The 2,230-nt window shown below is 55.2% G+C and carries 2 protein-coding genes; one reads left to right on the top strand and one right to left on the bottom strand.

Annotated elements, in window-relative coordinates; translation table 11 throughout:
• Nucleotides 1–4 precede the first annotated feature (4 nt).
• The gene (locus WAO69_RS14710) at nucleotides 5–1,558 is read right to left on the bottom strand and encodes an ABC transporter substrate-binding protein (RefSeq protein ID WP_422180452.1); all 1,554 of its coding nucleotides are present in this window, start codon (nucleotides 1,556–1,558) and stop codon (nucleotides 5–7) included.
• A gap of 102 nt (nucleotides 1,559–1,660) precedes the next feature.
• Here WAO69_RS14710 and WAO69_RS14705 point away from each other — a divergent pair.
• On the top strand, nucleotides 1,661–2,230 hold a 570-nt coding region (locus WAO69_RS14705; RefSeq protein ID WP_422180450.1), incomplete at its 3' end, for an amidase family protein.

Genomic DNA, 2,230 nt, shown 5'->3' with positions numbered 1-2,230 from the left:
GGAATCATTCGGTCAGCCAAGCGTCCTTCAGTGTCTTAAGGAAACCAGTACGCATCGGCTTGAAGTTCACCAGCTGGTCGGTGTGCGCAGTCAGCACCCAACCGTTCACGACGGGGATCACGTCCATCGTCGCCAGCGACAATTCCTGCTGCTGTCGGTAGAGTTCCTTGCGCTCTTCGACCGTGACGGCCGATTTAGCGTCGAGCATCAACTGATCCATCTCAGCCGAGCCACCCTTCTGGACGTTCACTGCCGACGTGGTTGCATAGGTGTTGGTGACAAAGTCATCCGGATCGGCAAGCGGCGACAACCAGTACATCACGGTCAGATCGAAGTTGCTGGTTGCCCAAACCTCATCCCAGTAACGAGGGACCTCCATGGTTTCGATCGTCGCGTTGAAACCGATTTGGGAAAGGTTAGCCTGAATAATCGGTGCCATTGACATCATCGGCGGCCAGGACGAAACCATCATCAGGCTGATCGGTGTGCCGGGTGCGACACCGGCCTCGGCCATCAGTTCCTTGGCTTTGTCAATATTCCCGAGGGGAGGGAATTCAGTAATTCCAGCATAGGCCCAGTTCCACCCTGGGATCACGCCGCCCTGCATGGCAGTCGCCTGTCCGAAAAACGCCCCACGCACGATTGCTTCACGATTCAGCGCGTATGAAATTGCACGGCGTACCAGCGGATCGCGAAGAACACCGCGTTCGTGGTTTGGCAACATCCAGTAGTAACGCGACCCCTCTAGGGCAGCGTCAACCATGTTGGATTGCGACACAATGCTGCTCCAATCCTTTGGAGGAACCTCGTTACTGAAAAGGATCTCCCCAGATTTCAAACCGTTCGCCAAGGCTGTCGGGTCAGAAACGATTCGATAGGTCATCGCATCGAAATACGGCTTTCCTGCTTCATAGTAATTGTCATTTCGGACAAATTCAACGGAATCTCGTGGCGTGTATGAAACAAATTTGAACGGCCCAGCGCCAATAGGTTCGGCGTTCAGATCGTGACCACTTTCAACAAGATCTTTCGGCACAATCGACGAACCGGGAAAGGCCATGTAGATTTCAAACGGGCCGGTGACACGGTTAAGCCGGAATTCTACTGTCAGGTTGTCGACAGCAACAACCTCATCAATGGTCTCGATCTGCCCGCGATATGCGTAGCCCGAATCCTCAGGCATAATGCGCTCAAACGTGAAGACGACGTCCTCGGCCGTCAGCGCCTCGCCATTGTGGAATTCAAGTCCCTCGCGCAATTTAAAAGTCCAGGTCAGACCGTCGTCAGATTGTGACCAACTTTCGGCCAAGCCAGCGTATGGCTTCGCATCTGCGTCAAGATTCAGAAGCGTGCCGTAGACTTGTTCGATTACGACGTGAGACATCCCGCTGGGGCCCTGCGCCGGATCGAAACCACCAGGATCGGCCGAAAAGGCGGCAACGAGCGTTCCTCCGCGGACACCATCCTCAGCGTGGGACTCTATCGGCCACGCAAAAATACACAACGAGCCCACCAGCATTGCAAGTCCAAGCCCCAAGCGTCCTGTTAATTTCGTCATCTTCTCCCCTCCCGTCGGATTCTGATCTTTCGTTCTTGTGTTCAGGCTATAGTGGTGTTCACCCTACGTCAACTTGGTACCCGATGGCGAGAAGGCTCAGACATGGAAATCACCGTCAAGATCATTGAAGCGGCAGAAAAAATACTAGGCGTCACATATACGGATGCAGAACGTAAGCTGATGGCGTCCAATCTAGCACCTCAGATCGAAACAGCACTCCGGCGAAGGTCTTTATCTCTTCCCAATGGGATGGCCCCAGCGCTGCGCTTTGACCCGAGATTGCCTGGGTTTCCAACGCCACCAGCACAGGTTTCGCCGGTCTGGAGCAATGCAGCACCTGGCCCATTGCCCGATCGAGACAGCGACATCGCTTTTGCTCCCGTAGCCCGCCTACGCCACTGGATTGCACGCGGCGACCTGACAAGCGAACGGCTCACACACATCTATCTGCACCGGATCGAGGCCTACGATGGCAAGTTAAACAGTTTTGTCACAGTCCTAGCCGAGAGTGCGTTGGCCGAGGCTAAGGCCATGGACGCGCTGATGGCCGCCGGTACCAACCTTGGACCGCTTCATGGCATTCCCTATGCGCTCAAGGACATTTTTGACGCGGCGGGCACCCGCACCACGTGGGGTGCAGAGCCATTTGCTGATAGAATAGCCGAAGCCGAT

This window comes from Aestuariivita sp. (assembly GCF_049276915.1).
Taxonomy (GTDB): Bacteria; Pseudomonadota; Alphaproteobacteria; order Rhodobacterales; family Rhodobacteraceae; genus Aestuariivita.
This window is presented reverse-complemented; position numbering and strand designations above follow the sequence as displayed.